This is a genomic window from Christiangramia oceanisediminis (assembly GCF_022570735.2).
Lineage (GTDB): Bacteria > Bacteroidota > Bacteroidia > Flavobacteriales > Flavobacteriaceae > Christiangramia > Christiangramia oceanisediminis.
The window spans coordinates 324,034-350,458 of the sequence record NZ_JANCNS010000001.1; the positions used below are offsets into that span (position 1 = coordinate 324,034).

A 26,425-nucleotide genomic window follows, 5' to 3' on the forward strand; every position below is an offset into this window, starting at 1 on the left:
ATTTTTTATATAGTATGAAGAAGTTAGCAGTTATTGCATGTTTTTTAGTTGGTGGCCTGGGTATGGCAAATGCACAGCAAACATCACCAGTTTGGCCTGGTTGTGAAAATGCCGAAGACGTGAAAAAATGTTTTAACCAGAAACTATCGCAACATGTGAGTAAGAATTATGAATATCCACAGAATGATGCCGGAGAGTATATTCGTGGAAAAGTTACCATTTCGTTCCAGATCGATGAGAACGGTGAGATTGCTGTAAATTCTATAGAAGGTGACAAACCGAAAGTAAAACAGGCTGCGCGCGAAATGATCATGAAAATTCCAAAGATGGAACCTGGAACTTTGAATGGAGAGCCTGATGCTCGTAATTTCACCGTACCTTTCAATTTCTAAACCTGAACTTAAATTCAACAATCATGAAAAAACTCCTGATCATAGTGCTTATGTTTACTGGTCTTTCCGGCTTCTCCCAGGAAGATGTAGACGTAAAAGGCAATACAGTAACCATGAGAGAGACAGCTCCAGTTTGGCCGGGTTGTGAAGACAGCAAGGATAAGAAAGCCTGCTTCAACTCCAAGCTTATGGAACATATCAAGGAAAACATCCAGTATTCCAAGAATGATAAGGGCGAATATATCAGGGGTAAGGCCACCGTTTCCATGGAAGTGAATGAAGACGGGAAAGTAGTTGTAAATTCGGTAGAAGGTAAATCGCCAGTACTTAATAAAGAAGCCAAAAGGCTAATGGAATCAATCCCCACGATGACTCCAGGAAATCTGGGCGGAAAACCCAAGGCTATCAAGTATACCATTCCGCTGAATTTCTAGATCAGGAAATTATCAAAAAATAAGAAAAGCCTTCGTTCAACATGGATGAAGGCTTTTTTTATGCAGCGCTACAGAATCACTGATTTAAGTTTAACTCGACCTTAACTTACCTCCTATCAGCCAGCATACAAAAAATCGTAAATTTGAGAGATACCCAATTGTATCCCTTATTTTATGCTTTCACAACAGGAATTGATTACACTTTTTAAAGAAACCAGGAAAGACTCTGAAGATATTTGCTCCTATCTGGAAACCGAGGATTATGTGGTACAACCTATCGTAGACGTATCTCCTCCAAAATGGCATTTAGGACATACCACCTGGTTCTTTGAGGAATTCGTTCTGAAGAAATATGCTGAATCTCATAAACTGTTCGATAAAAATACAGCTTATGTTTTCAACAGCTATTACGAAAGCGTTGGGGACAAGGTTATTAGAACCAACCGGGGTAATCTTTCAAGACCTACGGTATCCTGGATCTATGAATTTCGTGACTATGTTACTAACTCCATGCTGGAATTGCTCAATAACAAAGATCTGGATGAGGAAGCACTGGGAGTGATCGAAATTGGCTGTCATCACGAAAAGCAACACCAGGAACTCTTATATACCGATATTAAATACATCCTTGGAAATAACCCGCTTTTTCCGAAATATAACGAACAGTTCAAAGAGAACCCCATTCAGAATTTTAAAAAGGACTGGATTACGCTTGGGGAAGGATTATATGAGATAGGGCATAAATCAGATGCTTTTTGTTATGATAATGAACAGGGAGTGCATAAAGTATTTCTCTGTGATTTTGAGATCTCGAACAAACTTGTTACCAATGGCGAATTCCTGGAATTCATGGAGGCCGGAGGATACCAGGATGTTCTACTCTGGCATGCCGAGGCCTGGGACTGGGTAAATGAACATACGATCAGGTCACCGTTCTACTGGCACAAGATCGATGGAGAATGGCATACCTATACCCTGAACGGTCTGGTAAAACTGGAGCCGGAAGCCCCAGTAACACACGTTTCCTACTACGAGGCATTTGCCTATGCCCAATGGAAAGGCATGCGGTTACCTACTGAACAGGAATGGGAAGCATCGCAGGATCAATTTGAATGGGGTAGCCGATGGGAATGGACAGAGAGCGCCTACTCCCCCTACCCTAACTATAAGAAACCTGAAGGCGCCCTTGGAGAGTACAACGGAAAATTCATGGTGAACCAAAAGGTGCTTAGGGGAGGCTCAGTGGCTACTTCGGCCCGGCATACCAGGCATACCTACAGAAATTTCTTTCATCCACAATTAAGATGGCAATTCACTGGCTTCAGGCTGGTTAAATAAAGCTTTAATATGAAAAATCCGCCAGAAACAATGTTTGAAACGGCCTTTGCAGAAGATACCTATAAAGGGCTAACCAGTTATCCCAAATACCTGCTATCGAAATATATCTATGATCAAAAAGGAGATAAACTTTTCCAACAGATCATGGATATGCCCGAATATTATTTAACCCAGTGTGAGCACAACATCCTGGAAATGAATGCTGCTGCCATCGCTGATGAGTTTAACAGCGAGAATGGTTTCGATCTTATCGAACTTGGAGCTGGTGATGGAAAAAAGACCAAGTTGTTATTAAAAGAACTGGTTGAAAGAAAATCAGATTTTGCCTATTTACCAGTGGACATAAGTCAGCATGTACTCGATGAACTGGAAGGCTCCCTGAAAAAAGACATGCCTGCAGTTAAGGTAAAGGTACAGCAGGGCACCTATTTCAAGACCCTCGAAAAGCTGGCAGAATATAATTCCAGGAAGAAGGTGATCCTGGTATTAGGTAGTAATATTGGAAATCTACTTCACAAAAGAGCCGTGGAGTTCCTGGCAAATATCGCTGCAGCGATGAGCGATGATGATATGCTGTTCATGGGGTTTGACCAGAAAAAGCATCCGCAAAAAATACTGGATGCCTATAATGATCCCGCGGGAATTACGGAAGCCTTCAATAAGAATCTGCTGGTTCGTATCAATGCTGAGCTGGGAGGAAATTTTAATCCCGATCAATTCCTTCACTGGGAAACTTACGACCCAGAAACCGGAACTGCCAAAAGCTTCCTGGTAAGCAAGACCGCCCAAAAGGCGAGCATAGAAAAACTTCGATTAGAGGTTCAATTCGAAGCCTGGGAAAGCATACATACCGAGATCTCTCAAAAATATGATGATGCCATTGTAAACTGGCTGGCAGACGAAGCCGGACTAAAGGTAGAACGCTCCTTTAGTGACAGGGATGACTGCTTTAAGAATTACATTTTCAGAAAAAAATAATAAGCCACATTATGAAAGCAATCTGGAACAACAGGGTCATTGCAGAAAGTTCAGAAACAAAGGTTGTTGAAAGCAATCATTATTTCCCGCCCGAGTCTCTCAAGCGGGAATATTTTAAATCAAGCGAATCTCATACTACCTGTCCCTGGAAGGGAAAGGCGTCTTATCTTCACGTGGAGGTAGATGGAAAGACCAATAAAGATGCAGCCTGGTATTACCCGCAACCTAAGGAAGCGGCAAATCATATCAAAGAATATGTTGCTTTCTGGAACGGAGTACAGGTAACCGAATAATTAGACTACCACTACGCTGTTTTCTGAACCTGCGAAATCATTCCATTTGTACTTATCGGCTTCCGGTTCGTTCTTCCACGAACCATCTACCACGTACTTGAATTCATATTCCTTATCTACGGGCAGGTTTAACTGACCTTTGAAATTTCCATTCTTGTATTTCTTCAGTTTAACCGGCTTCCATTTATTGAAATCTCCTGCAACTTCAACTTTATCGGCTTCCTGGGAAGGAAAGCAAAAAGTGATCTTACACTCCGGCTTCGATTTAAGATATTGTTTAGTGATAGGCATGATATTATTTTTAGTTGTTTGTCGGGTCAAATTAAAATAAAACATACTTATAAAACAATAAAAATCAACCGGTTACATCATTTTTCCGAATTCCGAAAAAATACATTGTATTGTCTGTAAAAATGAAAATACGCAAACGTTAACTTTCAGGAAAATTATAAGATTTTCAGATAATTACTTATCAGAATTAGCTGCGAATTAGATCTTCAATACCTTAAAAAGATGTTCCAGGTCTTTACTTGTATTGTAATAATGAGCACTTAACCTAATCCCCTCTCCTCTTTGAGAAGCAATAATACCTTCAGTACGCAATTTATTGAAGATCGTATCATCACCCTTCATATTGAAAAGTGGCGAAAAATCCTTTCGATTGGCGATCCAGTCTTCAATAAGACCGGCAGCATGCAGCCTGTCCCTCATTTGGGTTTTAAGATCTGAGATCTGCGCCTCGATCCTGTCAAGTCCCACCCGGTTTATATGATCGATCGCTGCTTTCAGACTTCCGAAGTTGAGGGTATCGTAATGGCCGGGTTCAAATTTCCCTATAAAGTTACCTTCATGCGCTTTATATTTTCCCTGCAGGGAACCAAAGCCCAGGTGTTTTGGAGCCAGTTTACCCTGAACATTTTCATTGAAAAGCATAAAACCATTGCCATACCCGGCATTCATCCATTTATAGCAACTGCTTATCGCTATATCAATATCGGCAGCGTCAAAATCGAAATATTCGGTTCCGAAATACTGGGTTCCGTCGGCAATAAGGATCAGATCCGGAAATTCCTTTTTCAGCTTTTTCAAAAAAGGAATGCCAATTTTCACCCCGTTTATATACTGAACGATGCTGAAGGCGAACACATCTGGTTTCTGCTTTTGGATCTGCTGAAGAATATTGCTTTCCAGCTCTTCATTGATATCGGCATAAACCACCTCAAAATCCCTGGATTCAACAGGCCAGTTGATAGATGGATAATCATTCTTCAGCAAAAGGAATTTGGATCCCGAATCGATGCTTTCCAAAACCGAATTGAAACCGTATGAGAAATTAGGCACCAGGGCAACCCTGTTAGGTGCACAGCTAAAGAAAGTGCCCAGGCTTTCACGAACACCGGTAAGCATTTCACCCATCTTATCTTTCAACAAACTACCCTTTATCAGGAAATCCAGGTCATGTTCCTGCCTGAACTCCCAAACCGATTCGGGCAAAAGCCCGGAGGCTGCCGTATTCAAATAGGTATACTGTTCTAATACCGGGAAGCCTTTTCTTAAATTATCCATAAGCCGTGGTAGGTTCTTTTATTAAAAATGTAAATTTGATATTAGACCAATGTACTTTTTATTATGTTTTCTAAAAAGAAAAAGGATTCTAAAATAGATTACGAACAACAGGAACTTTATGAAAATGCCAGAAAACGAGCCAAAGAAAAGAAAAGGCTCTTTCAGCATTTTGTATTTTTTCTTATTGGCTCGGTTTTCCTTATCGTCCTCAATGTGGTATTAGGTTATAAGGAAGATTTCAAACCGCTTGGCCAGAACTGGTTCGTTTGGATCGTCCTGCTCTGGGCCCTGATATTCATCATCCACTTTTTCAATGTTTTTATTGTGAACAGTTTTATGGGAAAGGATTGGGAAGCCAGGGAAAAAGATCGTTTGATAAAGAAACAGAAAGAAAAGATAGCCAAATTACAGCAGGAGGTTGAAAGGGATCATCCCATACCACGGGAAACTGAACGCACAACTACTCCCAGGCAGGAGAGACTCAATCCCGAAAACCCCGACAAACCTATAAACTCCTAATTTATGCTCACCATAATAGCGGCGGCTGCAGAAAATAATGCGCTGGGAAAGGATAATGACCTGGTGTGGCACCTCCCTGACGATTTTAAAAGATTTAAAAGATTAACCTCTGGTCATCATATCCTCATGGGAAGAAAGACATTCGAATCCTTCCCAAAATTGTTACCAGACCGAACTCACGTTATCATAACGCGCAAAGAAAATTATAACCCAGAAGATACCCTGGTGGTTCACTCCCTGGAGGAAGCTATTCGCGTGAGCAAGCTGGACGACCAGCCATTTATCATTGGTGGCGGTGAGATCTACGAGATGGGAATGGAATACGCAGACAGAATTGAACTTACCCGAGTTCATGCCAAATTTGAGGCCGATACCTTTTTCCCAGAGATCGATGAAAGCAAATGGAAACTCGTAAAGGAGCAATTTCACGAAAAAGACGAAAAACACGATCACTCCTTTACTTACCTGACCTATGAACGCAAATAACCGGGGACAGCTGATCAAATTGATCGCTGAAGAGAACAAGCTTTCCTTTTCCTCCTGCAGGGAATTGAGCGGAGGAGACATCAATGAGGTCTTCCTGCTGATCTCGGGTACCGAAAAATTTGTGATCAAGTTAAACCAGGCGAATCGATTTCCAGGGATGTTCGAAGCTGAAAAACTAGGTTTGGAATATCTCGCCAAACCTGGAGTTATTGATATCCCAAAACCTATCACTACCGGCAGGATCAATTCCATGGCCTATTTGCTTTTGGAATACAGGGAAACCGGTAGTAAAACCCGTGATTTCTGGGATGTTTTTGGAAGACAGCTTGCGGAACTTCACCAGGTTTCATCAGGCTCTTTCGGGCTGGAACAGGACAATTATATTGGTAGTCTTCAGCAACATAACCGAAAAGAATCCAAGGCCGCCGATTTTTATATCAACAGCCGGCTGATACCACAAATTGAAATGGCCGAGGAAAAGGGTTTTGACCTTCAGGTTTCAGATAATTTTTATAAAAATTGCAGGGACATCATACCAGACGAAGTACCGGCATTGATCCATGGTGATCTCTGGAACGGTAATTACCTGGTAAATTCTGAAGGAAATCCCTGCCTTATCGACCCGGCGGTGGCTTACGCACCACGGGAAATGGATTTGGGAATGATGAAATTATTTGGGGGTTTTGACGAAAACTTATTCGAGGTTTACCACGAAAATTTTCCATTACAGGGCGGTTGGAAAGAACGGCTTCCCATCTGGCAGTTATATTACCTGCTGGTACATTTGAACATTTTTGGGGCTGGTTACAGGTCCCAGGTCAATTCCATTATCAGGCAATTCAGCTGATTTCACAATTCTTAACATCGGGCATTCTATTTTTAGCAGTTCCTTAGCGCAAAAGCCCTTAGGGCTGGGGTATATTCATATCAAACAAAAAATTGATTATGAGTACGAAGAATCTATACGACAAAGATGCGAGAGAAAAGATAAAGGAACTGGCTGAAGACATCGATTATTGCATGCTGGTCACCAAACTTGATGTGGTTCCATTAAGTGCAGTACCAATGTCCACCAAGCAGGTAGATGAACACGGCGCGGTTTGGTTCCTGAGCAAAAAATCGAGCGAACACAATAGGAATATAGAAAAGAGTTCTGAAGTACAGCTGCTTTATAGTGGTACCAAGGAAATGGAATTCCTGAGTTTGTATGGTGAAGCTTTTATCGAAACTAACCGGGAGGTGATTCACAAACTCTTTTCAAAGGCTGACAATGCCTGGTTTGACGGAAAGGATGACCCAGAGATCACCGCGATCAAGGTAAATCCTAAAGAAGCTTATTACTGGGACAATAAAGACAGTAAGATGGTAACTATATTTAAACTGGGAATGGCCGCAGTTAGTGGCGAAGATCAGGATATTGGTGAAAAAGGAAAATTGAATCTTTAAAAGACAGGTTTGTCTTAAAGGACCTCACGACAATTCTTTTGTTGTGAGGTCTTTTTTATTATGCCTATTTTTGTACATCTAAACCAATTCTTATGAAAGCATATGTATTTCCCGGCCAGGGAGCCCAATTCTCAGGAATGGGACTTGATCTATATGATAATTCCTCTGAGGCGAAAGACCTGTTCCAGCAGGCAGATGATATTCTAGGGTTTAAGATCACCAAAACCATGTTCGAAGGTTCTGCGGAAGACCTTAAGCAAACAAAAGTAACACAGCCTGCAATCTTTTTACATTCTGTGATCCTGAGCAAAGTGCTTGGTAGTAGTTTTAAACCAGATATGGTTGCCGGGCATTCACTAGGAGAGTTTTCTGCGCTGGTTGCCAACGGAGTTCTAAGTTTTGAAGACGGGTTAAAACTGGTTTCGCAGAGAGCCCAGGCAATGCAGAAGGCCTGTGAAATGAAGCCCTCTACGATGGCTGCTGTTCTTGGTCTTGAAGACGAAATGGTAGAATCGGTTTGTGCAGAAACAGAAGGAGTCGTGGTTGCGGCTAATTATAATTGCCCTGGGCAGCTGGTAATTTCTGGTGAGTATGAGGCCGTTGAAAAGGCCTGTGAAAACCTGAAAGAAAGAGGAGCCAGAAGAGCGATGATACTTCCGGTTGGAGGAGCTTTCCATTCTCCTTTAATGGAACCTGCGAGAAAAGACCTTGCGGCTGCTATTGAAAACACCCAATTTAGCGATCCTTCATGCCCGGTATATCAAAACGTTAGCACTTTTGCAGTTACCGATAAAGAAGAGATCAAGAAAAACCTTGTATTTCAACTAACAGCTCCGGTAAAGTGGACCCAATCCGTTCAAAATATGATCAAAGATGGTGCTACCGAATTCATCGAGGTTGGACCAGGTAAGGTTTTACAGGGACTGGTTAAAAAAATAGACCGGGGTATGGAAACTTCTTCGGCCACAATATAGCTTTAATATACGATCGACTTAAAAGGCTCCCTCTTTAGGGAGTCTTTTTATTTTAAAATAATTCAATTATTTAACACTTTGGTACAACTATTGATATTTTTCAAAAAGAAGTCCGAGATTTTTATGGAGTTGTTAATACCTGATTTCTTTTAGATCAGTTATGGTGTTGATGAGGTGTATCCCTCTTCGGCTTCGTATAATTAAGTAACCAATAACACCTAAATATGAAAAATTTTACCAAGCTAAGCGCAATACTCGGCCTTTTCCTGGTCAGCCTCTTTATTAATACGGGGCATGCGCAGAACGATTTGCTGCAGGAAATGGAAACCAATTACTTCAATTTTTTCAACCTGGATAGAGAAGCCCTGTTTCTTCATTTGAATAAGACCACTCTTCTGCCGGAAGAAAACCTTTGGTTTGCAGCTTACTCCTACAACCCGAAGGAAGCAAAACCAAGCTCGAAGACAGTAAACCTAAAAGTGGATATCTTTGATGATAGCGGAAAATTTATTGAAACCCAAACAATTTTTATGTCTAACGGTAAGGGCTTTGGTTTTCTTGAATTGGACCCTCAGAGATTCCAACCTGGAAATTATATAATGAAAGCTTCTACGAACTATATGAATAATTTTGAGGAGGATCTTTCTTATGTTCAGGCTTTCAATATACTCGATAAGAATCTAGCCAGTAAGGACACCACCCGTAAATCTTTCGACTTACAATTACTTCCGGAAGGAGGCCACCTTCTAATGGAAGTTATCAATACGGTTGGTGTAAAATTAATCGATGACTCCGGACGCGGAGTTTCCTTTGAGAATGCAAGGATACTTGATGAGGCCGGGAATGTGATAAGCAATTTTGACTCGAATGATTTTGGAATAGGAAAATTCTCCTACAGTCCGTTAAAAGGAAAATCCTATAAAATCGAATTGACCACTGCTACAGGCGATGTGCTATCCCAGCAGCTACCTAGTGCTGAAGGTAAAGGGATTAGTCTTTCCAGCGTACAAAGGGATGATGATTTCCTGGTATACGTGAGAACCAATAAAGAAACCAGGAAAGATATTGAAGGAGAAACTTTTTATATGACCATCAATAATGATGGTAAAATGAGCGATTTTGAGTTCCAGTTTCCTGAAAACGAGGAAAAGGTTAATATCCTCCTGAAAAAGGATTCCCTTTATGCGGGAGTGAACACACTTACGATTTTCGATTCAAAACTTAATCCATTATTGGAAAGACTCATCTTTAGTGATTCTGAGCTTAAGCGATCAAGAATAAGCTCAACTATGCAAAATCGCGGTGACTCATTGATCTTCAAACTTTCATCAGAACCTAAATTGAAAAATGCCTCTCTAAGCGTATCGGTTTTACCGGGAAAGACCAGGGCCTATAACCAAAACCACAATTTATTATCTGCTATTTACCTGAAACCTTACACAAAAGGAGTGGTTGAGAATGCCGCCTATTATTTTTCTGATGATGATCGCAGGGAGAAACTACATAATCTTGATCTCCTGCTGCTTACCCAGGGCTGGAGCAGGTATGACTGGAATTCTACCTTCAAAGCACCACAAAAGATAGTAGATCATGATGCAGGTTTCAAATTGCAAGGCCAGATTTTAAATTATAAGCAGAACAAGAATAACAAATTAGTAGTCAGGTCTCAAGAATCCGGGTTATTTAAAGTAATTGAACTTAAAGAAGACGGAAGCTTCGAATTGCCAAATACTTATATCTCTGAAGAATCTGAATTATCTTTCCGTTTAATGCAGGGATCCAGGGAAATTAAACCGGTGGTAAATCTAAACATCATACCTGAAGATCAGCCATCTTCCAGCAGGCTTACCAATATTTCAGAATATGTAGAACCACTTAAATCATGGGAGAATTCTAAACCATTACCCGATGATTTCCTAAGTAATGCAGAAACCCTTGATACCGTAATGGTTAATGCGGAAAGAAGAGAAAATTCTTTGAAAAAAAAGACAATCAATGGGGATATCACAATGGTTACCGATAAAATGGCGAAAAGATATCTGAATTTGCTTGACTGGCTACCTACACAAAATTATATCGTATTTCAGACTCCTGAAATGGTTACCATAAAAAGTCCAATAGTTTCTTCTATCAATACTGGACCCCCTTATGTACTACTCTTCCTAAATGGGGTACAGGTGGGGTATGATGCTAATGTATACCGCGATATTCTCATGGAAAATGTGGAGTCGATAGAAATTAACCGAAATGGATTTGGTATGGGAATGAATGGCGTGAATGGCATGATCAACGTTAATATCGGGCCTGCTGCGGCACCTGAGGAATCCAGGAATATTTATAAAGTAGTTGCAAATAATGGATTTTCAACGAACAAGGAATTTTATGCTCCAAAATATGCATCCTATCAGCACGAGATTTACCAGAACTATGGTATCATCGATTGGAAACCGGCAATTAGCATTGATAACGAAAGCCAAACCACCTTTAAGGTCTTGAACACCGGCCAGTCATCGGTCAAGCTATTTATCGAAGGTTTGAGCGCTGATGGCAGCATCATATCTGAAGAAATACTTCTTGATTAATTTTGGGAATACTATAAACTAAAAATCCGGGTAGATACCCGGATTTTTTTGCTTTAAAATATAGCTTCAAATCATATAAACAGTGCTATTCTGAAGTTCAGCTTAATGTAATCAAACAAGATTTACAATTACTCATTCTTATAAATCTTCCCTTCTTTCATCACAAAAATAACATCTTTCAAGGTTTCGATAGTTTCGGTAGGATCTTCGTTCACTGCAATAATATCCGCCAGAAAACCCCCGGCTATTTGTCCGGATTCTGATTCCATTTTCAGGATTTTAGCTGGTTCGATAGTAGCCGATTGAATTGCTTTCATAGCTGGCATTCCGGCTTCTGTCATATATACAAACTCACGGGCATTCTCACCGTGTTTAAAAACTCCCGCGTCGGTTCCAAATACGATAGGGACTCCTTTTTTATAGGCTGTTGCAAAAGTATTCTGAATTTTTGGTCCTATTTCCTTGGCTTTAGGAACAACCAACTCTGGATAGTAACCTTCTATCTCTGCATTTTGCGTCACTTCTTTTCCGGCAGTTATGGTAGGTACCAGGTAGGCATCGAATTCCTTCATCAATTCCATAGTTTCCTCGCTCATCAGCGTACCGTGTTCAATGGTTTTCACTCCGGCTCTTACCGCACGCTGCATACCTTCATCTCCATGTGCGTGTGCCGCAACATGGAACCCGTAGTCTTTAGCTGTTTTTACGATCTCTTCGATCTCCTCTCTAAAGAATTGAGGGTTCGAACTGCTTTTGGCTACACTTAGCACCCCGCCGGTAGCGGTGATCTTAATAAGATCGGCTCCGTTCTTATATCGCTGCCTTACTGCTTTTCTCGCATCCTCAGGACCATTCACCACACCTTCTTTTGGCCCCGGATCACCCACCATTTCATCATTCATCCCGTTGGTAGGATCAGCGTGTCCGCCAGTCGTTGCTAAAGATTTACCTGCGGTAAAAATACGCGGACCATCAACTTTTCCTTTATTGATGGCATCTCGAAGGGCTATATTCACTCCCGATCCCCCCAGGTCACGTACCGTGGTAAATCCAGCCATCAAAGTTGTTTTAGCAAAGCCAACCGAATTAAAGGCATTATCAGCCTCATTGTTGGTAAATCGCTGCAGGTATTCGGCAGGGTTGGATTCTCCTTCTATATGCACATGCATATCAGTAAGCCCTGGCAAAACCGTTTTATTCCGGAGGTCTATCAATTGATCTTCTGAATTAGCCGGATCTACGAATCCATTCTCCACGCTTTTTATCCTTTTACCCGAAATGATGATGGTTTTTTCTGAAAGCACTTTTCCATTTTTAGTATCGATCAACTTACCTGCCTGTATATAAGTATCCTGTGCCGAAAGACCTAGAAAAAGGAAAAAGGCAAAAGCCGTAAAGAATAGTTTCTTCATAATTATTGTTGGTTTAGAAATTCTATAATTGTTTTTGAAATATACTCAATTTGATCATCATCCAGCTCGGTATGCATCGGCAGGGAGATGACTTCTTTTACCAGCTGGTTGGTAATGCTAAAGTTCTTTTCCTCATACCGCTCATCGGCATAAGCTTTTTGCAGGTGTAGAGGGATTGGGTAATAGATCCCAAAGGGAATGTTTTTTTCCTGAAGGTGCTTGGCAAGAGCATCCCTTTTCCCGTTTCCGATCTTAAGAGTATATTGATGATATACGTGCGTATCACAATCTCCTCTTCTCACCGGAGTCACTATATCAGTGTGATTGGCAAAAGCTTCAGAATATTTAATAGCTGCTTCCTTTCTTCGTTCATTATAGATATCCAGTTTTGGCAATTTAGCCCTAAGCACCGCTGCCTGGAAACTGTCCAGTCTCGAATTCACCCCCACCACGTCATGATGGTAGCGTTCGTACATTCCATGATTCACGATCCCTCTAATGATATGCGCCAATTCATCATTATTGGTGAAAATGGCTCCCCCGTCACCATAACAACCCAGGTTTTTGGAAGGGAAAAACGACGTCGCCGCCACATCCCCTATGGCACCGGCCTTCACAGTTTTACCTTCCCTGGTATGATAATTCGCACCAATAGCCTGCGCATTGTCTTCGATCACATACAGGTCATGTTCCCTGGCGATTTCCATGATCGCATCCATATCGGCAGACTGGCCGAACAAATGAACCGGGACGATCGCCCTGGTTTTTGGAGTTATGGCTTCCCTGATCTTTTCAGGATCTATGTTGAAAGTTTCCGGATCTACGTCTACCAGCACAGGAGTTAATTGAAGCAAAGCGATCACCTCCACAGTGGCGGCAAAGGTAAAATCGGCGGTAATGACCTCATCCCCCGGTTGCAGGCCAAGTCCCATCATGGCGATCTGCAAGGCATCAGTCCCGTTAGCGCACGGGATCACGTTCTTAACTCCTAAATACTCTTCCAGTTCCTTCTGAAAAGAGTGAACCTGTGGGCCATTTATAAAAGCGGTGCTTTCCAGCACCTCCTGTAAGGACTCGTTAACTTGATCTTTTATACCTTCATACTGACCTTTAAGGTCGACCATTTGAATCTGTTTCATCTGCATTTTTTTTCAGGATTACGAAAATACGAAATAAAGGTCCTACTGGCAATCCAGTTTTAAAAAGCCTATTTTAGCAGAATCAATCAAATGTTGTGAGAAGACTCTATAACCTTGCGGTAAATCTAAGCGGCGTGGTACTGAAATCTGCTCGATTTTTCAGTAAAAAACTGGCTGAATTCGTAGAAGGAAGGAAAGATCTCTTTACGAGACTGGAAGATAATATAGATCCGGCCGCCAGCTACTTGTGGATACATGCAGCATCTCTGGGAGAATTCGAAATGGCTGTTCCTGTTATGGAAATGCTGAAGAAAGAGTATCCGCAGAAAAAAATCCTGGTAAGCTTCTTTTCCCCTTCGGGCTACAAGAATAAAAAGAAACACCCACTGGTAGATTATTTCACTTATCTTCCACTTGATACCCGGCAAAATGCTCAGAAATTCGTGCAGCTAGTTCAGCCAGACATGGCTTTTTTTATAAAATACGACTTTTGGCCTAATTTTCTGAATGAACTCCAGGACAGAGAGATCCCAACCTTCCTGGTTTCTGGTATCATCAGAAAAGACCAGCCTTTCTTTAAAAGTTATGGAAATTGGATGCGAAAATCATTAGAAGCATTCGATCATTTCTTTGTTCAGAACGAAGAATCTAAAGAATTGCTTCACAACATGGGGTTCCGTAACCTTACCGTATCCGGTGATAACCGCTTCGACCGGGTGGCCGCCCAGATAGAACAGGACAACCGCATTGATTTTATCGAAAATTTCAAGGATGATAAACTTTTGGTAGTATGCGGCAGTACCTGGCCGGAAGATGAAGATCTCATCATCGATTTTATAAATAGTTCGAGAAACATAAAATTCATTATCGCCCCGCATGAGATCAGGGAAGAAAAAGTTCAGAAACTGAAAAAGACCTTTAAAATTCCTACCGTAACATATTCTGAAAAAGAAAATAAGGACCTTAGCATTTACCGGGTATTGGTCCTGGACACCATAGGTTATCTAGGTCGTGCCTATAGCTATGCAGATGTAGCTTATGTTGGCGGGGCTGCAGGGAACAGCGGGCTTCATAATATACTGGAACCGGCAACCTTTGGAATTCCGATCATCATAGGAAAGAATTTCAAAAATTTCCCGGAAGCCGAAAAATTACGACAGCTGGCAGGGCTATTTTCGGTGGAAGACGCACAAGGATTCTCTTCAATAATGACCAGGCTATACACCCAGGAGGATTTCAGAATAAAGACCGGAATGATTGCGGGACACTTCATTAACAGCAATACAGGAGCTACAGAAAAACTTCAAAACTATCTAAAAAAGAGATTCTAAAATCTTTAACAATCTCTGCTAAATATGCATAAAAAAGAATAGGCAAATCGCTTTTAGTCGTAATTTCGATCTGTAATAACCCAAAAACTAAAAGCATGAAACGCCTATTTAAACCCTTATGCGGATTATTAATTATGGCCACTGTTTTTACCTCCTGCCGTGATACTGCAGAAAAAGAAGTGATCGTAAAAGAAGTTGAAGTTGAGAAGGAACAGGAGGTTTCTGAAGAAGAAAGGGAGGGGATCCTTGAAAGAACGGCTAAAAAAGTAGACAAAAAGGTGAATAAAGAAATAAACGAAGAGATCGAAAAAATTGGCGATGACAATTAGATTTTGATCATAACCACCTGAATTTTAGTTCTATCTAATAAAGTTTTAGGAAAATTTTAGCAATGAAAAGGGTCAGGGATGGCCTTGCCTCTTTATATTTAGTAGTACTAATTCAAAAAATTGAAAAAAGATGAAAAAAATAATGTTAATGCTTGCAGTAATCCTATCCATGAGTGTCGTAATGACCTCCTGCAGGGATACTACAAAAGAAGACGCTGAAGAAGAAGTGGAATCATATGGTGAGGAAATGGAAGAAGAAGTTGACGAAACCATGGATGAAGCCGAAGATGAATGGGATGATGCTAACAGCGATGCAGATAATGTTGAACGGGATCTGGACCAGGCCGGACAGGATGTAGGTGATGCCGTTAACAATGCTACAAATGAAACCGGAAGTGCTATTCGTAATGCTGAAAATGAAGTAGAGAGCGCTGCTAAAAAAACCGGGGACGAGATTAGTAAAACCTATAAGAAAACAGAAAGCGATGTTCAGGCAGCCGCCAAAAAAGCTGGTGATGCCATTAATAAAACCGCTAAAGATGTAGGTAACGCCGTTGAGAAAACTGCGAAAAACGTTGAAAATGAAATAGACCCGAACGACGACAATTAATCGTTCTTGCTTAAAAGCTTTTAAGGGCCCTTCCTTCCGGATGGGCCTTTTTTATTTTTTGAAGGATTTTAATTCTTTCTTAAGCTCTTCCATGGATTGCTGGAGCTCCTGGAAAAGGCCACTACTCGAAGGGTTGTCCAGATTAAAGGTAAGCTTGGAATTCACCTGCCAGATTTCCTGGATTTGATGAACGTTCACCTCCAATGGCATATATTCCTCGTTCAAAGAGATCAAGAGCACTTTAGAAGGATCGGGTAATTTTTGCAGTTTCTTAACCAGTACAGAGTCGTACATCACAACCACATACACCCTGTTATTACTGGCTTCCTCGATACTTGGCACGGCCTTTCCCATCACCCATTCCCCGGGACGATAATCCGGAAGCATACTATCACCTTCTATCTGGAAGCCACGATAAGTTGCATTGCGGAATTCAGGTAAAGGAATATCAAAAGCCGGAAGCTGGTTGTACCATTCCACATCCTGAACATTATGAGGGTAACCAGCGGCAGCCTTCTGATTAACCAGGATGATATTTTCATTATCGGCACTATTCACCGTTACCACCTTAGGGCTAACATCTCCCTTTGAGATCTTCAGGTATTTCTGACCGCTCTCACCAAATAGCCAAAGCGGGTTGATTGCGAATTGCCTGAGCAGTTCAGCAACGACCTTTCCAGAAAGCTTGGTGCGTCCCCTTTCGATATCTGCGGTCGAATTTTTAATTCCCAGCAAGGCAGCAAATTCTGCCTGGGTGAAATTATTCTCCTCACGTATCTCTTTAAAGTGCTTTATTTCAATAGAACCCGGTGTACCCATAATCGATTATTTAGGAATATTTCCAAAATTTACTCAAAAATATTGGAATTAATCCTATAAAACCAGTAAAGCAAGAAGAAAATTTAAAAATTGCTGAATTTATCCCTGAACCCCAGTAATCTAAGGGCGTTAAGAACCACCACTAGAGTGGAACCCTCATGAAACACCACTGCAATTCCAATATTGGCCCAGCCGAAAATGGTAGCGGGCAGCAGTAAGGCTACCACTCCAAGGCTTATCCAAAGGTTTTGATGTATGATCTGCTTGGCTTTCCTGCTGAGGGCTATGGCGAATGGTAGAATTTCAAGACGGTCGGCCAGTAAGGCAATATCGGCCGTTTCCAGGGCCACGTCACTGCCCGCAGCCCCCATGGCTATACCTACAGTACTATTCGCCATTGCCGGGGCATCATTCACTCCATCACCAACCATCGCTATTTTTGATTCCTCTGTTTTTAATTGTTTAATCTTCTGTACTTTCTCTTCGGGCAATAAATTTCCAAAGGCTTCAGTGATTCCAATTTCAGAAGCTACCGAATTAGCTACCTCCTGGTTATCCCCGGTAAGCATGATCATTTTCCGGATCCCTGTTTTCTTTAATTCTGAAAGCGTTTCCTTTGCCGCTGCTCTGGGCGTATCCATAAGGCCAAGAATTCCGGTATAATCCTGACCATTTTGAACAAGCATAACGGTTTTGCCCTGTTTTTCAAGAGCCTTCACCCTTTCAGAAATTTGATTTGGCACTCCGCCAAAGGATTCATAAAGTTCAAGGTTTCCTATCCTTACCAGTTTTCCGTTCACCATACCCTGAATACCTTTTCCCTGAATAGCCTCAGACTGAGAAACCTCGGCAATTCCATTGGAATGTTCGATCCTGTTTTTTCCATCTCTCACTACTGCTTTGGCCAGAGGGTGATTACTGGTATTTTCTACGGCTATGACCGTACGCAGAAAATCATCCTTGGACTCACCATTCAACAGAAAAATATCCGTAAGTTTTGGCTTACCTTCGGTCAAGGTTCCGGTTTTATCAAAGGCTATTGCCCTAAGAGTACCCAGATCTTCAAGGGGCTTACCACCTTTGATCAGCACTCCTCCCCTTGCTGCGCGGGCAATTCCGCTTAAAACAGCAGATGGAGTGGAAATTGCCAGCGCACACGGGCTAGCAGCCACGAGAGCGGCCATGGACCTGTAAAAGCTATCAGACCAGCTTTCATCAACCACCAGAAAAGCAAAGTTCAGAAGGAAGATGAGAGCCAGAACGGCTGGAACATAATATTTCTCGAATTTATCGGTAAGCAATTGGGTAGGCGATTTCATTTCCTGTGCCTCCTGCACCATTTTGATAAGCCTGTTTAAGGTGGAATCATGAGATTCCTTGATCACCCGCACCTCTATCGCATTATTACCATTGATAGTGCCCGCAAAGACCCTACTTTTTTCAGGAATTTCGGTATCAGAATCGAAGGTTTTCGATGTGTCCTTAATAGCTTCTTTATCTACCGGAATGCTTTCCCCGGTTATAGGCGCCTGGTTGATACTGGTGTTTCCTTTAATAATTACACCATCGGCACCTACCGTAGAATTCGGTTTGATACGGATAATATCTCCAACTTCAAGATCTTCAATATTTACTTCCACAAAATCTTCACCCTTCTTTTTCAAGGCTTTCTTGGGCGATAGGTTGGTGAGTGCTTCAATAGATTTTCTGGCCCTGTCCATCGCCAGGTGTTCAAGTGAATGACCTAAACTAAACAGAAACAAAAGAAGTGCACCTTCCGCCCACTTATCCAGGAAAGCTGCTCCAACAGCAGCCACTATCATCAAAAAATCTATCTGAAACCTTCCATGAGAGATCTCCTCAACAGCTTCCAGAAATGCATAATAGCCTCCAAAAAAATAAGAAATTAAGTAAGGGATAAGTATATAGGTAAAGGATAGTTCAGTAAAATTCTGCAGAAGGAATCCGGTAATCAAAAAAATCCCACTTAAAATGGCAAAGATAAGCTCTGTTCTTTTGCCAAATACGCCATTGTCATTATGGGGCGTACAACAGCCATGATTATGTCCAGCCATCTCAGCTATATTTTATTTTTATTTAAAATCATTTTCAAATCTACGGGGATAGGCATAGGCTTTAAGGGATGAACATTTGCCCCACCAGTATTTCCCTTCGGGATAACCCCCACGAAGGACTTCACTCCTCCAAAGATCAATCTTGGTAACTGTCCCAAAATCTCCCTGGTATTTTTTGTTTTCAAACCAAATTGAAGCATTAACCAGTGTGTATAGGTATGTTCAATCCCAAAAGGCTGCCCCAGGATGTGGCTTCTTTCCAAAGAATTCCAGGAGGCCCTTAGATCGCCATTACCAAAATAAAACTCCGCATTTTGTAGTTGTTTCTTATAATGCACCTTTATACTGAATGGCATGAATAGTTTTCTCATCTTTTGATCGTAAAAATCAAACTAAGATAAGTTGAAATAAATGCAATTTAAGTGCATTATTGTCCGCTACATTTTTCACAAACTCCTTTAATGACCAGGTTCATGTCTTCGGTTACAAAACCTTTTGGTAAACTGATATGCGGGATCTTATGATCGGTAAGACAGAGGGTCTCGTTACAGCTGGTACAGTGGAAATGAAGGTGAAGATCCTGTTCAGCCTGCTTACCTGCAACCGGTCTATCAAGGGCATACTTGGCAACACCGGTGCCATCATCGATTTGATGAACCAAACCTTTTTTCTCAAAGGTTTTAATAGTGCGATAAAGGGTGGTTCTTTCAGACTGATCGAACCCAGATTCAATATCGTTGAGCGTTAGGGCTACCTCGCTCTCCGTAAGAAACCGGTACATCAACAGCCTTATTGCTGTTGGGCGAATCTGGTGATCTTTTAATACTTGCTCAACATTAACCATACTTCAACAAATTTAGTACGAAATATGGAAATTATAAGACCTTAACGAATCAAAAGCAGGACTGATTCCCTTCAAAACAGGCTAATCGCAGCACTTACAGATTCGCACTTTCGAAATTTGAAATTTCGTTTTCGCCGAATCGATGGCCATAGTCCCATTCGGAAATAATCCCAGGTAAATTCTACCCAAAATATCTGGAAGACTTTTACAATCTTCGGAGTGGACTTTTACAGTACCCTTTGCATCTGGCGTTTTCCCAGAATAATAAAATTTCATGGGCGCAATTTAGAGGCTTTCTAGATTAAGGTATGATGCATTTCAACAATATTTTAATGTTTTTAATCGGTAAATGTTAAAAATAATTGTTGAGAGAGTCCGAAAAATTAAAGATAATCAGCAAAAAGCTTAAAAAATTTTGATAACAATAAATGATTTAGCAGTTGTATTTTGAAACGTGAGTAACCCGATTATAAGTGTATTGGGTTTAAGGACGAATAGTTAAGACTAAAAATCGTTAAAAACATACGCCTTAGATTTCTTATTCCTGTTCTACCTGGGTGAACCTGGCCAGAATTCTAGAAAATGTGAATAGCTTCAGCCTGGTCAAAAATTAGTATACCAGTAGCCCAGCATGACCACAAAAGATAAAATAAGTCCTGCAAAAACCAGCATCAAACTGAAGTTCTCCGACTTAATTTCAGAGGTTTCCCTGTTCAGGAATTCTCTTTCGCTCTCGCTAAGGTTCAAATAAGTGGAAAGGCCCATTTTCTTGGCCAGCCTTCCTTTAGAGGTAAGGCGTAATTTCCCTTTTCTAGTGATCAGGATAAGGCCGTTCTGGCGAAGCCCTGTGATATACTTGATGGAGGATTTCTTAATTAGATCGCTCACCGGCATCCCATCCTGACAGATCTCGTAGGTTCTATCTTCAGAATTCAACTTAACAAAATTTTAACTATCTAACTGGCGGGCAATTAACGAAATAAATTGCTTGCTTCAAAACCTGTTAAAGGCCTTTTCTGTTAAAGTTTTCTGGCCAAATTCTTGATGAGAGGGCCTTGATCCTTATAAGATAACGTATTCCTGAATTATTCGAATAAAGGTGATTTCCATCATTTTTAAACTGCAGACCTGGTATTAATTTTACTTCAGAAAAAGGAAAGTTCAACTCAAAACTTCTGCATCATGAAAAATATTCTAATAGCCACCGATTTCTCCAAAGAGGCTTATTGCGCATTATACTATACTGCCGAGTTGTTCAGGGAAGGCGACACCCGTTTCCTGATCGCTAATTTTTACGGAGAGGCAATTCATAAATCTATTTATTCACTGGTAAATGAAGACGAATTCGTGAGAGCAACCAAAATTTCACATTCGGCTCATGACAGCTGTAACAAGGTGATGCACCAGGTGATAAGAGATACCGGTTTACCTAAGGAGCGGTTTGAAGTTTTGTATTCTGAAGAAAAACTGGAAAGAGGCATCGATGAGCTCATACAGGAACATAAGGTAGATCTTCTGGTTATGGGTACCCGCAAGCATGAAGGCAGTCTCAGCCGGCTTCAGGAAACAAATACCACCAAGATCATCAACAAGGCTCTTCCCTGCCCTATCCTTATCATCCCGCGCGAAATGGATTATAAGACCCCAAAAGAAATTGCATTTGCCAGTGATCTTAAAAGACCAATTCCCGGGTCTAATGCACGTCTATTCATTGCATTAGCAGAACACTTTAAATCCACCGTTCACGTAGTCTACGATGGTGAAGAAGGAAGCCTGAGTAAAAAACAGTGGGAGAATTTCAATAATTTAAAAAAACTGTTCGCACAGGATACCGTTAAACTTGCATATACGTTCACTCATATCGAGGTATCAAGGACCATTGCTGAATACGTAAAAAGCAATAAAATTGATCTTTTAGCAATGATCTATTACAAACACTCAATTGCCGGAAATATTTTCAGGGAACCGGTGGTGGAGAATATAGACAGGCATTTATCCTTTCCGTTCTTAATACTTCCTGAAGCTTAGAACCTTCCAGGGGTAATTTGAAGTTACCTTAGTCTGCCCACCAGGCACCTAGAGATTTGATATCAGGCAGTTTCTTTTCCTCCTAATTAAGGCTGTTAGCCAGGAATTATGAGAGCAGGAGCTATATAACAAACTAAAGAATTTTGTACCTTGAACATCATCTATAAATTCAGCAGCAAATGAATAACAAATTATACCCCCCTGTTATAACAGCCTTTATATTTATGTTCTCTCTAACTGCCTCTGCACAGAAATTCGAGATCAAGATCACAAATATCAAACCCGGCAAGGGAGAAGTAAAAGTGGCGCTATCTAACAATGAAAAAGACTGGCTGGAAAAGCCTGCTCATGCCCTGAGTTTTGAGTCAGATTCTGAAACCAAAACGATCTCATTCGAAGTGCCCTATGGCACTTATGCTATTTCAATATACCAGGACATCAACGGGAACAACGAGTTAGACACCAATTTTATGGGAATACCCAAGGAACCTATCGCATTTGGCAATAACTATAAACCTTTTGGAAAACCCGATTTTAAATCTGCAGCAGTAGATTTCAAATCTGGTTATCAAATTCCCGAACTCAAACTGTATTCAATTCTATAATTTTATTTAGGAAATTGCTCACTTTGGTTATGGAAGCTCCACACAAGCTAATATTAACTTAATTTGATGCATTTATCAGGCAGGATTTTTAGATTTATCCTGTCTAAATACAATTCCATTATTCAGGGATTTGAAGAATAAAACAATGCCAAAAGCTATCGTGGTTGGTTCCGGAATTGCGGGACTCGCCGCTGCATTAAGACTACGAAAAAAAGCTTACGAAGTTACGGTCTTCGAAAGCAATGCATATCCCGGCGGGAAGTTACATGCTTTTGAAAAGGATGATTTCAGGTTTGACGTAGGACCTTCCCTATTCACCATGCCTCAGTATGTAGATGAACTCTTTGAGTTGTTTGATAAAGATCCAAGAGACTATTTCAAATACAAGGAGAAAGAGACCATCTGCAACTATTTCTGGGAAGATGGCACTCATTTTTCTGTAAAAAAGAATTCAGAGCAATTTATTAAAGATGCTGCTGAAACTTTTGATGTTCACAAAGATGAGATCAAAAAATATATTGCCAATGCAAAAGAAAAGTACGAGTTAACGGCTGGTATATTCCTGGAAAAATCATTGCATAAGCCAGAAACTTATTTTTCACTAGGTACTTTTAAGTCCATGCTTCAGGCGTATAAACTGGATCTTAATACAAACCTGAACCAGTTTAACCAAAGCAGTTTTAGAGATCCAAAACTGGTTCAATTATTCAATCGATATGCTACCTACAATGGTAGTTCCCCATATAAAACCCCAGGGATCATGTCTATGATCCCTCACCTGGAAATGCACTATGGTACTTTTTATCCTGAAGGCGGAATGCACAGTATCACCAAAAGTTTATATGAACTGGCGCAGGAAGTAGGAGTTGAATTCCGTTTTAACGAACAGGTGACGAGCATCGAACATGATGGCAAAAAAGCAATTGGTATCAATTCCTCCAAAGGATTCCAGCAGGCAGATATCGTATATTCCAATATGGACGTTTTTCCAACTTATCATAAACTGCTTAAGGATCTGAAAAAACCGGAAAAAACGCTGAAACAGGAAAGATCAAGTTCAGCGCTCATCTTTTACTGGGGCGTAAACGCAAAATTCCCTCAACTGGATCTTCACAACATCCTGTTCAGCAATGAGTATCGCGAAGAGTTTAAAATGATCTTCGAGGATAAATCCCTTAGCGATGATCCCACAGTTTATATCAATATCACCTCTAAGGAGGATCCCAAAGATGCACCGGAAGGAGCTGAAAACTGGTTTGTCATGATCAATGCTCCCGGCAACTATGGCCAGAACTGGAATAAACTGGTTTCTTCTGCCAGAGAGAATATTCTGAAAAAAATAAACCGGGTACTAGATGTCAAAATGCAGGATCTTATCATAAGTGAAAGCATCATGGATCCCGTAAAAATCGAGAACGACACAAGTTCTTATCGCGGTGCCTTATACGGGGCAGCCAGTAATTCAAAGTTCGCGGCATTTATAAGACATCCCAATTTTACCAACCAGTTAAAGAATCTCTATTTTTGTGGCGGATCTGTTCATCCAGGGGGTGGAATACCCTTATGTCTTCTATCCGCTAAAATCAGTACCGAACTTACCCCAGACGCATGAATCGATATTTAAAGAAAACCGGTCTTTCAGATTATAAACTGGGCATTTCGATATTTGTACTTGTTCTGTTCCACATTTCGGCAATGATAGGTGTAAGCTTAGGTTATAAAGAATGGTTTGTAGAAAAAACGCCTTTCACCCTGCTGCTTTCATTCGCACTGCTAGCCTGGAATTTCCCATTCGATACGTTCAAAAAATGGCTGCTGGCCGGAATATTTTTTATTAGTGGTATGCTGGCAGAATGGATAGGCGTGAATACAGGCCTCATTTTTGGAAGCTATGAATATGGGGAAAACCTGGGCCTAAAATTTGACGGGGTGCCTTATCTAATAGGGATATACTGGGCAGTACTTACTTTTATTACTGCCGATATTTCGAGCAGGCTAACGAAAAACTTAATCCCACAGATCCTGCTTGGCGCGGCTCTCATGGTTTTCCTGGATTTCGCCATGGAGGTTTCTGCACCGGTTTTTGATTTCTGGACATTTCGGGGAGGATTGGCACCTTTAGAGAACTATATTACCTGGTTTATCGTGGCAGCCCTGCTCCACTGGATTTACCAAAAAGCCAGCCTAAAAGGTAATTTCAGGTTTTCACTGGCTCTTTATCTCGTATTATTAATATTCTTTGGCTACTTCTATGTCTACTACAGTATTTGATTTTGCCATAACCGGAGCGGGAGCAGCGGGTTTGAACCTGGCAATGGCCATGCTGGAGGATCCCTATTTTAAGGATAAACGAATCCTGATCCTGGAAAAAGAAGAAAAAAATGTCAACGATAAGACCTGGTGTTACTGGGAAAAAGGTGAAGGTAAATGGGATGAACTTTTACATAAAAAGTGGCAGAACGGGATAGTTCATACCGGAAAAAAGAAGATCCAACTTCACCTGGAAGATTATACTTACAAAATGCTCCGGTCGCTGGATTTTTATAATTATGCTTTACAAAAACTGAAGTCATCTTCAATTTTTTACTGGGTAAAAACAGAGGTCCTGGAAATTCAAAACCAGGCCGATAAGGCTGTCATCAAAACTTCTGACGAAAACTACCTCGCTAAACATGTATTCGATAGTAGAATGGAAGCTAACCTGGATGAAGTTTCGAAATCCAATACCGTGCTTCAGCATTTCAGAGGCTGGTTTATAGAAACTGAAAAGGCCATTTTTGAACCGAACAGCTTTATGATGATGGATTTCAGGTTAACCTGGCAGAATACCACCAGTTTTACTTATATACTCCCTTTTACTGAAAGGTCGGCTCTGGTAGAATTCACCTTCTTTAGCCCAGATCTGGTAGAAGATACTGTATACAATAGCATGATACAGGAGTACATTGAAAAAATAATTCAACCTGAAAATTTTAAAATACTAAAAGAGGAAGATGGTATCATCCCAATGTCTGATTATCAATTCCATAGAGCTAATAAAAGTCAAATCACCAGGATCGGAACCGCTGGAGGCTGGGTAAAACCATCATCCGGTTATTCCTTTAAAAATGCTGAATATTTCTCGAAACGGATAATAGACAATATCAAACAAGGAAAAAATCCGGCGAAGGAGCTTTTTTCAATAAAACACCGGTACTATGATTCTCTTTTTCTGAATATTTTAAAGAACAGGAATCATTTAGGACCAGAACTTTTTAGCCGTATGTACCGAAATAATTCAGCGAGTGAAATATTTCGATTCCTGGATGAAAAAACGACTTTGGCTGAGGATCTTAAAATAATGGCAGGATTCCCGCCACTCTTATTTATGAATGCTATGTGGAAAAATTTTATGGCTAAGAAATTATAATTCGGGGAGAGGGTCTTTTCCATTCCAGGTCCCTACAGATTTAAAAGGTTGGAAACGGGAAAACAATTCTTCTTTATACCAGTCTAAGTCACGGGTTTTTTTAATAGCCGTTTGGTGGCCTTTTGCTGAATAAGCATAGGCCTGCATCGCGTCCTTACTGGTCCACAAACTAAAAGTCGCCATTTGCATCACGGGGATTTCGCCAATCCCTTTTGTAAAAATAAGACCGGGATTAGATTGTAAGCGTGACTGGGAAGCTGGGACGTATCGCCAGAAATCAACCAGTCTGCTGGGCCTGATGGTTGCGCGGGTGATCACTGCCAGATAAGGATTTCCAGGATCCAGTTCTTTATTAGGAATAAAAGGCTCCTTTCCAGACCAGGTCCCCTTAGCCCGGATATTTTTTAAATATAAAGTCCAGACTTCTGAACTACGATCCCGGTATTTTTGAAATATGGGTGCATTTTCAAAAAAAGAATCTGCCGCTGCCTCGGAATTCCAAACCTGCAATAAAGCGTAGGTCTCCCAATCGGGATAAGGATTGAAACCAGCTCCTTTTCCACTACCCATTAGTTTGTAGAACTCCTGTCCCTCTAAGTTTTTCAGATCACTGTGTGCAAACTGCATCATTTTAAGTGCCCAGAATTTATTTCGGAATCCGGAAAACCTAAAAAAACTTAAGGTGGTGATCGTACTCATCAATTAATTTTAGCCGAATTAGAGTTTAGCGAAAAGCTAAAATCAAATTCAAAGCGAAGTTGTAAAAAATAAGTGATTTATAAGGTAAAATTTAATTAAAGAATGATATAAAGAAAG

Annotated in this window: 29 protein-coding genes; 19 read left to right on the plus strand and 10 right to left on the minus strand. The window is 40.8% G+C overall.

Going from position 1 to position 26,425, the window contains the following annotated elements; genetic code table 11:
- Window positions 1-14: 14 nt before the first annotated feature.
- The 5 genes from MKO06_RS01435 (at window position 15) to MKO06_RS01455 (ending at window position 3,435) form a co-directional block, all read left to right on the plus strand.
- A complete protein-coding gene (locus tag MKO06_RS01435; protein WP_241550558.1) occupies window positions 15-392 on the plus strand; it encodes an energy transducer TonB in 378 nt (125 codons plus the stop codon).
- A gap of 23 nt (window positions 393-415) precedes the next feature.
- Window positions 416-826, plus strand: a complete 411-nt coding sequence (locus tag MKO06_RS01440; protein WP_241550559.1) for an energy transducer TonB — start codon at window positions 416-418, stop codon at window positions 824-826.
- Between the two features lie 174 nt (window positions 827-1,000).
- Complete coding sequence (gene egtB / locus MKO06_RS01445; protein WP_241550560.1) at window positions 1,001-2,164, plus strand: ergothioneine biosynthesis protein EgtB; 1,164 nt, start codon at window positions 1,001-1,003, stop codon at window positions 2,162-2,164.
- 9 nt (window positions 2,165-2,173) lie between these two features.
- Window positions 2,174-3,142 carry an L-histidine N(alpha)-methyltransferase gene (locus MKO06_RS01450; RefSeq protein ID WP_241550561.1) on the plus strand — a complete coding sequence of 323 codons (969 nt, stop codon included), beginning with the start codon at window positions 2,174-2,176 and terminating at the stop codon, window positions 3,140-3,142.
- 11 nt (window positions 3,143-3,153) lie between these two features.
- Window positions 3,154-3,435, plus strand: coding sequence for a DUF427 domain-containing protein (locus MKO06_RS01455; RefSeq protein ID WP_241550562.1), 282 nt, complete (start codon window positions 3,154-3,156; stop codon window positions 3,433-3,435).
- On the opposite strand, the gene MKO06_RS01460 is transcribed toward MKO06_RS01455, so the two are convergent.
- Both MKO06_RS01460 and MKO06_RS01465 read right to left on the minus strand, forming a co-directional pair.
- On the minus strand, window positions 3,436-3,726 hold the full coding sequence (locus tag MKO06_RS01460) for an isoamylase early set domain-containing protein (protein ID WP_241550563.1): 291 nt from the start codon (window positions 3,724-3,726) through the stop codon (window positions 3,436-3,438).
- Window positions 3,727-3,924: 198 nt separating this feature from the next.
- Window positions 3,925-5,001, minus strand: coding sequence for an aminotransferase class V-fold PLP-dependent enzyme (locus tag MKO06_RS01465; RefSeq protein WP_241550564.1), 1,077 nt, complete (start codon window positions 4,999-5,001; stop codon window positions 3,925-3,927).
- Window positions 5,002-5,064: 63 nt separating this feature from the next.
- On the opposite strand from MKO06_RS01465, the gene MKO06_RS01470 reads away from it, so the two are divergent.
- From MKO06_RS01470 to MKO06_RS01495, 6 genes are all read left to right on the plus strand, one after another.
- Window positions 5,065-5,520, plus strand: coding sequence for a 2TM domain-containing protein (locus tag MKO06_RS01470; protein WP_241550565.1), 456 nt, complete (start codon window positions 5,065-5,067; stop codon window positions 5,518-5,520).
- A 3-nt stretch (window positions 5,521-5,523) separates the two neighbouring features.
- A complete protein-coding gene (locus MKO06_RS01475; protein ID WP_241550566.1) occupies window positions 5,524-6,006 on the plus strand; it encodes a dihydrofolate reductase in 483 nt (160 codons plus the stop codon).
- Entirely contained in the window at window positions 5,993-6,853 is an 861-nt protein-coding gene (locus MKO06_RS01480) for a fructosamine kinase family protein (protein ID WP_241550567.1), read from the plus strand. The genes MKO06_RS01475 and MKO06_RS01480 overlap by 14 nt, the downstream gene beginning before the upstream one ends.
- A 98-nt stretch (window positions 6,854-6,951) precedes the next feature.
- Window positions 6,952-7,452: a pyridoxamine 5'-phosphate oxidase family protein gene (locus MKO06_RS01485; protein WP_241550568.1), complete on the plus strand. Its 501-nt coding sequence runs from the start codon at window positions 6,952-6,954 to the stop codon at window positions 7,450-7,452.
- 92 nt (window positions 7,453-7,544) lie between these two features.
- Window positions 7,545-8,426: an ACP S-malonyltransferase gene (fabD, locus tag MKO06_RS01490; protein WP_241550569.1), complete on the plus strand. Its 882-nt coding sequence runs from the start codon at window positions 7,545-7,547 to the stop codon at window positions 8,424-8,426.
- 224 nt (window positions 8,427-8,650) lie between these two features.
- Window positions 8,651-11,008: a hypothetical protein gene (locus tag MKO06_RS01495; protein WP_241550570.1), complete on the plus strand. Its 2,358-nt coding sequence runs from the start codon at window positions 8,651-8,653 to the stop codon at window positions 11,006-11,008.
- Between the two features lie 128 nt (window positions 11,009-11,136).
- Here MKO06_RS01495 and MKO06_RS01500 read toward each other — a convergent pair whose 3' ends face one another.
- On the minus strand, window positions 11,137-12,420 hold the full coding sequence (locus tag MKO06_RS01500) for a metal-dependent hydrolase family protein (protein ID WP_241550571.1): 1,284 nt from the start codon (window positions 12,418-12,420) through the stop codon (window positions 11,137-11,139).
- Window positions 12,421-12,422: 2 nt separating this feature from the next.
- Entirely contained in the window at window positions 12,423-13,559 is a 1,137-nt protein-coding gene (locus MKO06_RS01505) for a DegT/DnrJ/EryC1/StrS family aminotransferase (RefSeq protein WP_241550572.1), read from the minus strand.
- Window positions 13,560-13,654: 95 nt separating this feature from the next.
- Here MKO06_RS01505 and MKO06_RS01510 point away from each other — a divergent pair, with 95 nt between their 5' ends.
- The 3 genes from MKO06_RS01510 (at window position 13,655) to MKO06_RS01520 (ending at window position 15,829) form a co-directional block, all read left to right on the plus strand.
- A complete protein-coding gene (locus MKO06_RS01510) occupies window positions 13,655-14,890 on the plus strand; it encodes a 3-deoxy-D-manno-octulosonic acid transferase (protein ID WP_241550573.1) in 1,236 nt (411 codons plus the stop codon).
- Between the two features lie 95 nt (window positions 14,891-14,985).
- The gene (locus tag MKO06_RS01515) at window positions 14,986-15,219 is read left to right on the plus strand and encodes a hypothetical protein (RefSeq protein ID WP_241550574.1); all 234 of its coding nucleotides are present in this window, start codon (window positions 14,986-14,988) and stop codon (window positions 15,217-15,219) included.
- A 130-nt stretch (window positions 15,220-15,349) separates the two neighbouring features.
- Window positions 15,350-15,829, plus strand: a complete 480-nt coding sequence (locus MKO06_RS01520; protein WP_241550575.1) for a hypothetical protein — start codon at window positions 15,350-15,352, stop codon at window positions 15,827-15,829.
- Window positions 15,830-15,880: 51 nt separating this feature from the next.
- Here the strand turns inward: MKO06_RS01520 and MKO06_RS01525 are convergent, their stop codons facing one another.
- The 5 genes from MKO06_RS01525 to MKO06_RS01545 form a co-directional block, all read right to left on the minus strand.
- Window positions 15,881-16,648 carry an XRE family transcriptional regulator gene (locus MKO06_RS01525; protein WP_241550576.1) on the minus strand — a complete coding sequence of 256 codons (768 nt, stop codon included), beginning with the start codon at window positions 16,646-16,648 and terminating at the stop codon, window positions 15,881-15,883.
- An 83-nt stretch (window positions 16,649-16,731) separates the two neighbouring features.
- A complete protein-coding gene (locus MKO06_RS01530; RefSeq protein WP_241550577.1) occupies window positions 16,732-18,723 on the minus strand; it encodes a heavy metal translocating P-type ATPase in 1,992 nt (663 codons plus the stop codon).
- A gap of 5 nt (window positions 18,724-18,728) precedes the next feature.
- Window positions 18,729-19,094 (minus strand): DUF3703 domain-containing protein, encoded by a 366-nt coding sequence (locus tag MKO06_RS01535; RefSeq protein ID WP_241550578.1) that lies wholly within the window; start codon window positions 19,092-19,094, stop codon window positions 18,729-18,731.
- Between the two features lie 56 nt (window positions 19,095-19,150).
- A complete protein-coding gene (locus MKO06_RS01540; protein ID WP_241550579.1) occupies window positions 19,151-19,567 on the minus strand; it encodes a Fur family transcriptional regulator in 417 nt (138 codons plus the stop codon).
- Between the two features lie 603 nt (window positions 19,568-20,170).
- Window positions 20,171-20,503 carry a hypothetical protein gene (locus MKO06_RS01545; RefSeq protein ID WP_241550580.1) on the minus strand — a complete coding sequence of 111 codons (333 nt, stop codon included), beginning with the start codon at window positions 20,501-20,503 and terminating at the stop codon, window positions 20,171-20,173.
- 246 nt (window positions 20,504-20,749) lie between these two features.
- On the opposite strand from MKO06_RS01545, the gene MKO06_RS01550 reads away from it, so the two are divergent.
- The 5 genes from MKO06_RS01550 to MKO06_RS01570 all read left to right on the plus strand — a co-directional run bounded on the left by MKO06_RS01550 (window position 20,750) and on the right by MKO06_RS01570 (window position 25,609).
- Window positions 20,750-21,595, plus strand: a complete 846-nt coding sequence (locus tag MKO06_RS01550; protein WP_241550581.1) for a universal stress protein — start codon at window positions 20,750-20,752, stop codon at window positions 21,593-21,595.
- A 179-nt stretch (window positions 21,596-21,774) separates the two neighbouring features.
- Complete coding sequence (locus MKO06_RS01555; RefSeq protein ID WP_241550582.1) at window positions 21,775-22,200, plus strand: DUF2141 domain-containing protein; 426 nt, start codon at window positions 21,775-21,777, stop codon at window positions 22,198-22,200.
- A gap of 145 nt (window positions 22,201-22,345) precedes the next feature.
- The gene (gene crtD / locus MKO06_RS01560; RefSeq protein WP_241550583.1) at window positions 22,346-23,812 is read left to right on the plus strand and encodes a 1-hydroxycarotenoid 3,4-desaturase CrtD; all 1,467 of its coding nucleotides are present in this window, start codon (window positions 22,346-22,348) and stop codon (window positions 23,810-23,812) included.
- A complete protein-coding gene (locus MKO06_RS01565; protein WP_241550584.1) occupies window positions 23,809-24,471 on the plus strand; it encodes a carotenoid biosynthesis protein in 663 nt (220 codons plus the stop codon). The genes crtD and MKO06_RS01565 overlap by 4 nt, the downstream gene beginning before the upstream one ends.
- A complete protein-coding gene (locus tag MKO06_RS01570; protein WP_241550585.1) occupies window positions 24,452-25,609 on the plus strand; it encodes a lycopene cyclase family protein in 1,158 nt (385 codons plus the stop codon). Before MKO06_RS01565 ends, MKO06_RS01570 begins: the two co-directional genes overlap by 20 nt.
- Here MKO06_RS01570 and MKO06_RS01575 read toward each other — a convergent pair.
- The gene (locus tag MKO06_RS01575; RefSeq protein ID WP_241550586.1) at window positions 25,604-26,308 is read right to left on the minus strand and encodes a DUF3291 domain-containing protein; all 705 of its coding nucleotides are present in this window, start codon (window positions 26,306-26,308) and stop codon (window positions 25,604-25,606) included. The two genes, MKO06_RS01570 and MKO06_RS01575, sit on opposite strands and share 6 nt — an antisense overlap.
- Window positions 26,309-26,425 lie beyond the last annotated feature (117 nt).

Bases quoted from the DNA above. Each gene is read 5' to 3' on its own strand.
- MKO06_RS01435 (WP_241550558.1), top strand. From the start codon at position 15: ATGAAGAAGTTAGCAGTTATTGCATGTTTTTTAGTTGGTGGCCTGGGT.
- MKO06_RS01440 (WP_241550559.1), top strand. From the start codon at position 416: ATGAAAAAACTCCTGATCATAGTGCTTATGTTTACTGGTCTTTCCGGC.
- egtB (WP_241550560.1), top strand. From the start codon at position 1,001: ATGCTTTCACAACAGGAATTGATTACACTTTTTAAAGAAACCAGGAAA.
- MKO06_RS01450 (WP_241550561.1), top strand. From the start codon at position 2,174: ATGAAAAATCCGCCAGAAACAATGTTTGAAACGGCCTTTGCAGAAGAT.
- MKO06_RS01455 (WP_241550562.1), top strand. From the start codon at position 3,154: ATGAAAGCAATCTGGAACAACAGGGTCATTGCAGAAAGTTCAGAAACA.
- MKO06_RS01460 (WP_241550563.1), bottom strand. From the start codon at position 3,726: ATGCCTATCACTAAACAATATCTTAAATCGAAGCCGGAGTGTAAGATC.
- MKO06_RS01465 (WP_241550564.1), bottom strand. From the start codon at position 5,001: ATGGATAATTTAAGAAAAGGCTTCCCGGTATTAGAACAGTATACCTAT.
- MKO06_RS01470 (WP_241550565.1), top strand. From the start codon at position 5,065: ATGTTTTCTAAAAAGAAAAAGGATTCTAAAATAGATTACGAACAACAG.
- MKO06_RS01475 (WP_241550566.1), top strand. From the start codon at position 5,524: ATGCTCACCATAATAGCGGCGGCTGCAGAAAATAATGCGCTGGGAAAG.
- MKO06_RS01480 (WP_241550567.1), top strand. From the start codon at position 5,993: ATGAACGCAAATAACCGGGGACAGCTGATCAAATTGATCGCTGAAGAG.
- MKO06_RS01485 (WP_241550568.1), top strand. From the start codon at position 6,952: ATGAGTACGAAGAATCTATACGACAAAGATGCGAGAGAAAAGATAAAG.
- fabD (WP_241550569.1), top strand. From the start codon at position 7,545: ATGAAAGCATATGTATTTCCCGGCCAGGGAGCCCAATTCTCAGGAATG.
- MKO06_RS01495 (WP_241550570.1), top strand. From the start codon at position 8,651: ATGAAAAATTTTACCAAGCTAAGCGCAATACTCGGCCTTTTCCTGGTC.
- MKO06_RS01500 (WP_241550571.1), bottom strand. From the start codon at position 12,420: ATGAAGAAACTATTCTTTACGGCTTTTGCCTTTTTCCTTTTTCTAGGT.
- MKO06_RS01505 (WP_241550572.1), bottom strand. From the start codon at position 13,559: ATGAAACAGATTCAAATGGTCGACCTTAAAGGTCAGTATGAAGGTATA.
- MKO06_RS01515 (WP_241550574.1), top strand. From the start codon at position 14,986: ATGAAACGCCTATTTAAACCCTTATGCGGATTATTAATTATGGCCACT.
- MKO06_RS01520 (WP_241550575.1), top strand. From the start codon at position 15,350: ATGAAAAAAATAATGTTAATGCTTGCAGTAATCCTATCCATGAGTGTC.
- MKO06_RS01525 (WP_241550576.1), bottom strand. From the start codon at position 16,648: ATGGGTACACCGGGTTCTATTGAAATAAAGCACTTTAAAGAGATACGT.
- MKO06_RS01530 (WP_241550577.1), bottom strand. From the start codon at position 18,723: ATGGCTGGACATAATCATGGCTGTTGTACGCCCCATAATGACAATGGC.
- MKO06_RS01535 (WP_241550578.1), bottom strand. From the start codon at position 19,094: ATGAGAAAACTATTCATGCCATTCAGTATAAAGGTGCATTATAAGAAA.
- MKO06_RS01540 (WP_241550579.1), bottom strand. From the start codon at position 19,567: ATGGTTAATGTTGAGCAAGTATTAAAAGATCACCAGATTCGCCCAACA.
- MKO06_RS01550 (WP_241550581.1), top strand. From the start codon at position 20,750: ATGAAAAATATTCTAATAGCCACCGATTTCTCCAAAGAGGCTTATTGC.
- MKO06_RS01555 (WP_241550582.1), top strand. From the start codon at position 21,775: ATGAATAACAAATTATACCCCCCTGTTATAACAGCCTTTATATTTATG.
- crtD (WP_241550583.1), top strand. From the start codon at position 22,346: ATGCCAAAAGCTATCGTGGTTGGTTCCGGAATTGCGGGACTCGCCGCT.
- MKO06_RS01565 (WP_241550584.1), top strand. From the start codon at position 23,809: ATGAATCGATATTTAAAGAAAACCGGTCTTTCAGATTATAAACTGGGC.
- MKO06_RS01570 (WP_241550585.1), top strand. From the start codon at position 24,452: ATGTCTACTACAGTATTTGATTTTGCCATAACCGGAGCGGGAGCAGCG.
- MKO06_RS01575 (WP_241550586.1), bottom strand. From the start codon at position 26,308: ATGAGTACGATCACCACCTTAAGTTTTTTTAGGTTTTCCGGATTCCGA.